The organism is Longimicrobium sp. (genome assembly GCF_036280135.1).
In the GTDB taxonomy this organism is placed as follows: domain Bacteria; phylum Gemmatimonadota; class Gemmatimonadetes; order Longimicrobiales; family Longimicrobiaceae; genus Longimicrobium.
Genome location: NZ_DASURI010000920.1, coordinates 1 through 8,085, shown reverse-complemented (window position 1 = coordinate 8,085; position 8,085 = coordinate 1). Strand labels below are relative to the sequence as shown.

5 protein-coding genes are annotated in these 8,085 nt (G+C 73.4%); 4 read left to right on the top strand and 1 reads right to left on the bottom strand.

Annotation, left to right across the window (positions count from 1 at the left end; translation table 11 throughout):
- Positions 1–487 precede the first annotated feature (487 nt).
- Positions 488–1,231, bottom strand: coding sequence for a creatininase family protein (locus VFZ20_RS29670; protein ID WP_329687584.1), 744 nt, complete (start codon positions 1,229–1,231; stop codon positions 488–490).
- 13 nt (positions 1,232–1,244) lie between these two features.
- Between VFZ20_RS29670 and VFZ20_RS29665 the strand changes: the two genes are divergently transcribed.
- The 4 genes from VFZ20_RS29665 to VFZ20_RS29650 form a co-directional block, all read left to right on the top strand.
- On the top strand, positions 1,245–5,420 hold the full coding sequence (locus tag VFZ20_RS29665) for an ATP-binding protein (RefSeq protein ID WP_329687583.1): 4,176 nt from the start codon (positions 1,245–1,247) through the stop codon (positions 5,418–5,420).
- Positions 5,421–6,010: 590 nt separating this feature from the next.
- On the top strand, positions 6,011–6,334 hold the full coding sequence (locus VFZ20_RS29660; RefSeq protein WP_329687582.1) for a metalloregulator ArsR/SmtB family transcription factor: 324 nt from the start codon (positions 6,011–6,013) through the stop codon (positions 6,332–6,334).
- Positions 6,335–6,398: 64 nt separating this feature from the next.
- Positions 6,399–7,268, top strand: a complete 870-nt coding sequence (locus tag VFZ20_RS29655) for an arsenite methyltransferase (RefSeq protein WP_329687581.1) — start codon at positions 6,399–6,401, stop codon at positions 7,266–7,268.
- Between the two features lie 138 nt (positions 7,269–7,406).
- On the top strand, positions 7,407–8,085 hold a 679-nt coding region (locus VFZ20_RS29650; protein WP_329687580.1), incomplete at its 3' end, for a metallophosphoesterase family protein.

The following is an 8,085-nucleotide window of genomic DNA, read 5'->3' as shown; positions in this document are numbered from 1 at the left end:
TCCTCGCGGCTCGGTGGCGACCCCTCCCCCAACTTCGGGGGAGGGGTTGGGCATGGGCGAGATCCCGAACTCCGGCGGAGTCCCGGCAGTTCTCCCCCTCCCCCGCGAAGCGGGGGCTGGGGGCCGGGGGGAGGGGACCCTCCGCGGACGGTAGAACATCAGCCCATCCGCACGAGCCCGGCGGCACGGAGCCGTTGCGTGAGGGATGCGCGCCCGCAGGGCCGAGACCCCGGAGCGACGGGACAACAGCCGTATCGTTGTCCCGACGCGGAGGGGGCTCGGCGCCGTTGGCAACAGTTGTATCGTTGCCTACGGCGCGCGCAGCCCGGCCCGGAGCGCAGCGGAGGGACACGCCCAAGACAGCAGTGCGAAAGTGCGGGAGTGCGAAAGTGCGAAAGTGTGAAAGTGCGAAAGTGGTTCGCTGTCCCTGCACCCTCCTCCGATCAACGCCTCCACCCGTCCACTCAAGCCGCGAAAAACAAGCGAATCACTCCTCCTCCTCGTCAGGAGGCGGCGCGATGAATACCTTCAGGCGGATCTTCTGCAGGATGTGCTCGTAGATGGCCCGCCCCTTCTCGGCCGACGCGAGCGTGGGCTGCCCCACGGCGCCGCCGCTGGCCAGGGGGATGCGCTTGAGCCGCCCGCCCTCGAACTTTCGGGCCGTGTCGGGGTCCATCGTAAAGTCGCGCGCGCGGTCCATCCGCACGATGTCGGGCCGCAGGTGCAGCAGCAGCGACGTGAGCGCTTCGCCGGCGTGCTCCGGCCCCGGCGCCCCCGCGATGTGCCCCGACAGGTCCACGGTGAGCGCCTCGATCACCCGCACGCGCCCGCCCGGTGCCCGCAGCGTGGCCACGGCCTCGGCGTGCGGACCGTGCGCGTTGGCCGTGATGCAGACGAACTCGTCGAACCCCTGCGCGCTCCACTGCACCAGCAGCTCGTTGAGGGCCCGGTGCAGCGTCTTGGCCCGCAGCGCGGCCGTGCCGGCGTACGTCTCCTCGCCGGGCAGGTTCACGCCGTAGTGAACGGTGGGCGCCCGCAGCACGCCGAACTCCTGCGACAGGTCGCGCGCCAGCGACTCGGCCACGCAGGTGCCGGCGCCCACGGGCAGGTGCGGCCCCGACTGGTCGCACGCGCCGACGGGCAAAATGAGCCGCCGGTCGTGCTTGAGGTGGGCCGCGACCTCCGTCCAGGGGAGGTCCGAGAGGGCGTAGGAACGATGGGAGGATGGCATCGAAACGACGGTAATGGCTGACGAGCCCGCGGCGCAAGCACCCGCCGCCCCGCCCCGCCGCGCGCGCCGGCGGCGACCCAGCCGCGACGCGCTGGGCTGGGCCGGCGGATGGCTCGCAATTCTTTTGCTCGCGCTGTGGCTGCAGCGCCTTGCCCCCGGCTGGCTGGCCGGCGCGGCGGGCGGCGCCGCCGCATGGGCGCTGCTCACGCGCTCCGCCGCGCGGCCCTGGCGCATCGCGGGCAGCCTGGCGCTGGCGCTGGCCGTGGCCCTGGCCGCGCGGACGCAGTGGCGGCTGTGGGAGATCGCCCATCGCTGGGAGGACCGCGCCGTCACGGGCGTGGCCGTGGACACGCTGACCCCGGGGTGGAGAGACTCCATCCCCCTGGTCCCCGGGCTGCGGACGCGGGTGGAGAACCGCGCCGGCGCGCGGGTGCAGGCCGGCCTGGACGAGATCTTTGACCGCGGCGGACGGGCCGTGCTGGGGGCGGCCAACCTCGTGGGCCCCCGCGTTCCCGTCACGGCGCAGCTCTTTGCCCGCGTGGACGCCGTGCGGCGGCGGGAGAACGTGACGGCCCTGGCCGTCTTTCGCCCGGACGGCTCGCCCCTGGTGTGGGCCGGCGAGCACCGGGGCGCGGTTCCGGATTCCGTCCGGCGGGGCTTCGTGAAGTCGTCGTTCTCGGCCGGCCCGCTCTTTGGCTACGTGTACTTCGCGGAGCGGCTGCAGAGCGGCAACGTGGCCGTGGCGGCCGTGCTGCTGGACGCGCACGTGGCCGTGGGCGAGGGCACGGTGCCGTACGCGGACCAGTTCGCGGCGGAGAACGGCATCGTCCCCCAGTTCACCACGCCGGAGCTGGCCCAGGGCGACGTGATCTGGGACTGGACGACGGGCGACACGCGCATCCTGAGCGGCGTGTTCCAGACGCTCACGCAGGACCGCTGGCGGGAGCGGGTGAGCCAGCAGGGACGGTGGGACGTGGCGGGCGCGTGGCTGCTGGCCGCGCTCATCCTGGCCCTGGCCTGGTACCGCGGCGCGGACCGGGCGCCCGGCGCGCCCATCGCCGTGCTGACGGCGTCGCTCATCCTGGTCCCCATCGGCACGCTGCTGGGCGACACGGCGGGCGCGGCGTCCGTCTTTTCCCCCGTCCGCTTCGTCCTTCCCCTTCCCGGCGACGCCACGCTGGGCCAGCTGCTGCTGGCGCTGACGGGGCTGGCCGTCTGGCTGCTGGCGCGGCTGCAGCCGGCGCGCTTCGCGGAGCGCATCCCCTTCCCCCTGCGGATCGTCCTGGCGGCGGCGGCGCTCGTGGGCGCCCTGGCCCTCGTGGACGCGTCCGTGGCGGCCGGCGTGCTGGCGGACCGGCCGGCGGGCGGGGCGCCCCTCATCGTCGCGCTCGCCCTGCTGGGGGCCATCCCCCTCTTCGTGCTCATCGGCCACGGCGAAAAGGAGCGGCCCCTGCGCTGGGAGGCCGTCGTGGCGGCGCTGCTGCTGGCAGGCGGGATGGGGCTGGCCCTCGTGGCGTGGTGGCGGCCGGGGCGCGAGGCGCCCGTGTGGATCGCGGCGGCGTGGGCCGTCCCCTTTCTCGTCGCGTCCCTGGGGATCCCCCGGTCGGAGGTGCGCCGCGGGGCCCTGCTGCCATGGGTGTGCGCGGGGTGGATCGCCGCCACGCTCTCCCTCTCCACGCTCTGGACGCTGCACCTGAACGAGCGGCTGCGCGAGTCGGAGCGCGAGGTGGCGCGGCTGGGGACGCAGGCGGACCCGTTCCTGGACTTTCTCCTGCGCCAGTTCAGCGAGCAGGTGCTGCGGCTGGACGCGGAGGGGCGGCAGGGGGTGAGCCTGCTGTACCAGGCGTGGGTGGAGGCCGGCTTGGCCCGCGAGGGCTACGAGGGCCGCGTGACGCTGTGGGACGGCGGCCGCGTGGGCACGGAGCTGCGCCTGGCCGACGCGGCGCTCCCCGCGGACCGCATCGCCGCGCTCACGGAGGCGTCGCGGGGCGAGGAGGGGCCGCAGCTGGAGCGGGTGACGGACGTGCCCGGCCTGCACTACCTGCTCGTGGTGCCGCTGACGGGGGAGCGGAGCGTATCCGTCGTCGTCCCGCCGCGCGCGTACCTGGGCCGCGCGACGTCGCTGGCCCGCTTCCTGGACCCCGGCGGCGAGCCCGCGTCGCCCGCGGACGAGGCGGCCACGCTCTCGCTCGTGGCCGCGCCGGCGGCCACGGCGCACCACGCCGAGGCGCTCGCGTGGGTGCGGGACGAGGGGGGCACCGGGTGGCGGACGGACCGGGCCGTGGCGTTTCCCCGGCAGACCATGCACGCGCACCTGCTGGTGCCCACGCCGTCGCACCTGCTGCTCGTCGCGCGCGGGATGCTGGCGCTGGTGATGGTGCTGGTCGTGGCCACGGCCGTCTGGGCCCTGGCGCGGACGCTGTGCGGCGAGCCGCTGGGCGTGGAGCGCGCCCAGTGGGGATGGCTGTTCACCTTTCGGGGCCGGCTGACGGTGGCCCTGTTCGTCTTCTTTCTCCTTCCCATGGCCGCGTTCGGCGCCACGGCGTACCGCGCGCTCTCACGCGAGGTGGTGCGCACGGCGGCGGCCCTGGCGGACCGGGCGCTCACGCAGGCCGCGTCGGAGTCGCACGGGCAGCCCCTGGGCGACTTGGCGCGGCACGTGGGCGCGGACCTGCTGCTGTACCAGCGCGGCGTGCTGGCGGGCGCCGCCACGCCGGAGGTGATCGACCTGGGGCTGTACCACGTGTGGCTGCCGCCGTCCGTCTTTCTCGACTTCGCCGTGGGCGAGGCCGTGGAGCGGGTGGAGGACCGCGAGTTGGCCGGGCACGAGTACCTGGTGGCCTACCGCCGCTTTGGCGCGGCGGACGTGCTGGCGTCGCCCACGCCGCTGGCCACGGGCGAGATCGCGCGGCGGCAGCGGGAGCTGGCGGACGTGGTGGCGCTCTTCGGCCTGTTTGGCGCGGCGCTCTCCGTCGTCCTGTCGCTGCTGGTGGGCCGCGCGTTCTCGCGGCCCATCGAGGCGCTGAGCGGCGCGGCGTCCGCCGTGGGCGCGGGCGACCTGTCCGTGCGCCTGCCGGGGGGACGAAGGGACGAGTTCGGCCGGGTGTACCGCTCGTTCAACCGCATGGTGCGCAGCCTTCGCCAGGCCCGCAGCGCGCTCGTGGCCGAGACGCGGCGCACGGAGGCCATCGTGAGCGAGGCGGGCACGGGCGTGCTGGCCCTGGACGCGCAGGGCCGTGTGCAGCTCATCAACCCCCGCGCCGGGCAGATCCTGGGGGCGGAGGTGCCCGTGGGCGCCCGTATCCCGGACGACCGGCCCGTTCCCGCCGCCGTCTCCGCCACCGTCCGCGAGTTCCTGGGCAGCGGCGCCCGCGAGCGGGTGGAGGAGCGCGACGTGGAAGGCCGCGTGATCCGCCTGCGGATGCGGGGGCTGGAGATGGACGGCCCCCGCGGCGCCGTGCTGGTGCTGGAGGACGTGACGAACGAGATCACCAGCGCGCGCGTGCTGGCGTGGGGCGAGATGGCGCGGCAGGTGGCGCACGAGATCAAGAACCCGCTCACGCCCATCAAGCTGGCCGTGCAGCACGTGCGCCGCGCCTGGGGCGACGGGCGCGACGACTTCGGCACCATCCTGGACCGCAACGTGGACGCGGTGCTGCGCGAGATCGACCACCTGGGCGAGATCAGCCGCGCGTTCGCCCGTTTTGGGGCCCCGGCGGAGCCCGGCGCGCCCGTGGACGCGGTCGATGTCCATCGCGTGGCGGACGAGGTGCTGGCGCTGTACCGCGGCGGGCGCGACGGCATCGCGTACGTGCTGGACGTGCCCGTCGACGCGCCCCGCGTGCACGCCCGCGCGGGCGAGCTCAAGGAGGTGCTGGTGAACGTGCTGGAGAACGCCCGTGCGGCGCTGGACGGCGCGGGCGAGGTGCGCATCGCGGCGGCGGAGACGGGCGGCGGCCAGTGGCTGCACGTGGACGTGGCGGATACCGGCGAGGGCATCCCCGCCGAGTCCCTGCCCCGCATCTTCGAGCCCCAGTTCTCGACGAAGAGCAGCGGCACGGGGCTGGGCCTGGCCATCGTGCGGCGGCTGGTGGAGTCGTGGGGCGGCGAGGTGACGGTGGATTCCGTTCCCGGCGAGGGCACCACCGTGCACCTGCGGCTGCGGGTGGTGAATGACGGCAGTGCGTGAGTGCGTGAGTGCGTGAGTGCGGAAGCAGAAGCCGGTACGAAGGTACGAGGTACGAAGGTACGGATCGGCGGATGCGCGGCGGCGAGGTTCGGTGCGCCGGGGCGCGCATCCAGCCCCGGCGACTGAAGTCGCGGCACCGAAAACGTGATGTCGGCCTTCGCCGACGGGTCCGTCACGGGCGAGTGCCGTGGCCGCCGGCGTGGATTGCGCGTGGGTTCGCGCGCGTCTCGGGTGAGGGGATGCGGAGGTGGGCCTCGCGCCATCCAGAGCGAATGAAATTCGCCGCTGGAACTTCGCGAAGTCCGCCTGCGCGGACTGCACCCGCCGTCATCTCGCGGTGGACGCCCGCCCTCCGCCGGGTGGCGGCCCGCGTTGGCGGTTGAAGCCCTGTTCGCAGAGCGCGTCGGCGCGAGACAGGGCTTACCGCTGTCCTAGCGGCGGCTTTAGCCGCTCAGGCTGGAACGCGGCTCATGGTGGGGGTTTACCCGCCCAGGCGCGAGACAACGCCGCGCGACGAAAACCCGGCCGTCCGCCATCGATCCACACATGCCCGTTGACAAATCAAGAATTGTTGATGTATACTCCGAGCCATGAAGACCAAGCTCGACCTTGCCCAGGCGGCGCGCTGGTTCCACGCGCTCTCGGATGAGACCCGGCTGGAGATCGTCCGGCGGCTGGGCGACGGCGAGCGCTGCGTGTGCGACCTGACGGACGCGCTGGGCGCGGCACAGTCCCGGCTCTCGTTCCATCTCAAGACGCTCAAGGTGGCCGGGATCGTCACCGACCGAAAGCAGGGCCGCTGGGTCTACTACTCCCTCAACCCCGACGTGCTGGACGCCATCGCGGAATTCGCCGCCGCGGCCAAGCCGCCGCCGGAAGCAGCATGGCGTACCGAAGGTGGGTGCTGCGCATAGCCGCACCCTTTCTTTTACCCAAACGCATCAACAAATTTTGATGCGATCAACGCGAGGAGGCAGGATGAGCAGCACGGATACGGCGGTGCGCGAGGTCGTGCGGGAGAAGTACGGACAGGCGGCCCTGCGCGTGGTGGCGGGCCAGGGCAACGGGTGCTGTGGCGCGTCGGCCGCGCTGGGCGGGTGCGACCCCATCACCGCCAACCTGTACGACGAGGGCCAGACGGCCGTCCTTCCCGAGCAGGCCGTGCTCGCGTCGCTCGGCTGCGGCAACCCCACGGCGCTCGCCGAGCTGCGCGAGGGCGAGACGGTGCTGGACCTGGGCTCCGGCGGCGGAATCGACGTCCTGCTCTCCGCCCGCCGCTTGGGTCCCACGGGCAAGGCGTACGGGCTGGACATGACGGACGAGATGCTGGCGCTGGCCCGCGAGAACCAGCGGCGCGCGGGCGTGGAGAACGTGGAGTTCCTCAAGGGCGAGATCGAGAACATCCCGCTCCCCGACGGCTCCGTGGACGTCATCATCTCCAACTGCGTCATCAACCTTTCCGCCGACAAGCCGCGCGTGCTGCGCGAGGCGTTCCGCGTGCTCAAGCCCGGCGGCCGCTTCGCCGTCTCGGACGTCGTCGTCCGCGGCGAGGTGCCCGAGGCCGTAAAGCGCAGCATGGAGCTGTGGGTGGGATGCGTGGCCGGCGCGCTGGAGGAGTCCGAGTTCAAGCGCCTGCTGGCCGACGTGGGATTCGAGGCCGCCGACATCGAGCCCACGCGCGTTTACCGCGTGGAGGACGCCCGCGCGTTCCTGGAGGGCGCCGGCCTGGACGCGGACGCCATGGCCGCCGAGGTGGACGGCCGATTCATGGGCGCCTTTGTCCGCGCGCGAAAGCCGGAGGCGGCCGCCGCGCCGTCCGCCTGCTGCGCGCCCGGCTGCTGCAGCTGAGCATCCAAACCCATCAACCTCCCCCGAGGCCACGGCGATCGTGATCCGCCGGGCCCCGTGTGAGGGTGCCGTTCGCCGGCCGTCCGCGATCCCCACGGGCGGCCGGATTCAACCTCCCGATCGAGCGGATTGCAATCCATGCGCTACGCGCTGATCTCGGACATCCACGCCAACCTTCCCGCCCTGCGCGCGGTGCTGGCGCACGTGGACGGGCGGGCGGACGCCACGTATCACCTGGGCGACCTGGTGGGCTACGCGCCCTGGCCCAACGAGACGGTGGCGCTGCTGCGCGACCTGCGCATTCCGGGCGTCGCGGGCAACTACGACAGCACGGTGGCGACGGACCATCCGCACTGCGGGTGCCGGTACGAGGACCCGCGGCAGGAAGCGCTCTCGCACGAGAGCTACGCGTGGACGCGGGCGCACGTCACGCCGGAGACCAGGCGGTTCCTCGCGTCCCTGCCCTTTCGGCTGGACCTGCGCCCGCGCGGGGGCCACGCGCCCGGCCCCCGCGTGGTGCTGGTGCACGGCACGCCCACGCTCAACACGCCGTACTGGACGGAGGACCGACCGGACGACTTCTGCCTGAAGATGGCCGCGCAGGCGGGCGCCGTCCGGGGCGACGTGATCTGCTTTGGGCACACGCACAAGCCGTGGCACCGCGAGGTGGAGGGCATCCACTTCGTGAACACGGGCTCCGTGGGCCGCCCCAAGGACGGCGACTGGCGCGCGGGGTACGTGCTGCTGGACGTGCGCGGCGAGGTGCCCGCCGTGGAGTTCGTCCGCGTGGAGTACGACCTGAACGAGGCGATGCGGG

Excerpts from the sequence above, each read along its gene's own strand:
- VFZ20_RS29655 (WP_329687581.1), top strand. The coding sequence starts at position 6,399 with ATGAGCAGCACGGATACGGCGGTGCGCGAGGTCGTGCGGGAGAAGTAC.
- VFZ20_RS29665 (WP_329687583.1), top strand. The coding sequence starts at position 1,245 with ATGGCTGACGAGCCCGCGGCGCAAGCACCCGCCGCCCCGCCCCGCCGC.
- VFZ20_RS29670 (WP_329687584.1), bottom strand. The coding sequence starts at position 1,231 with ATGCCATCCTCCCATCGTTCCTACGCCCTCTCGGACCTCCCCTGGACG.
- VFZ20_RS29660 (WP_329687582.1), top strand. The coding sequence starts at position 6,011 with ATGAAGACCAAGCTCGACCTTGCCCAGGCGGCGCGCTGGTTCCACGCG.